1 protein-coding gene is annotated in these 250 nt (G+C 69.2%); it reads right to left on the bottom strand.

The window, feature by feature from the left end; genetic code table 11:
- A partial coding sequence (locus IF04_RS0135345; RefSeq protein ID WP_030267744.1) for a radical SAM protein occupies positions 1-250 on the bottom strand: 250 nt, incomplete at both ends.

The following is a 250-nucleotide window of genomic DNA, read 5'->3' as shown; positions in this document are numbered from 1 at the left end:
GGCCTGGGCCTGCTGGACGGTGGAGACGCGGTCCTCGTAGGTGTGCGTCGTGGTGATCTTCCCGTAGGTGGCCTCGGAGGTGTTGAGGTTGTGGTTGTAGGCGTCGGCGCCGGCGTCCTTCAGCCGCGAGGCCTGGCCGTCGGAGAGCAGCCCCAGGCAGGCGCACACCTCCACGCCCTGGTTCTGTTCCTTGATGGCGGAGATGGTCTGCGAGACGCGGTCGACGTCCTTGTCCGTGGGGCCGCGGCCG

It is taken from the genome of Streptomyces violens, assembly GCF_000717745.1.
Lineage (GTDB): Bacteria > Actinomycetota > Actinomycetes > Streptomycetales > Streptomycetaceae > Streptomyces > Streptomyces violens.
The sequence above is the reverse complement of the archived record's forward strand: the minus strand, read 5'-3'. Positions and strand labels throughout refer to the sequence as shown.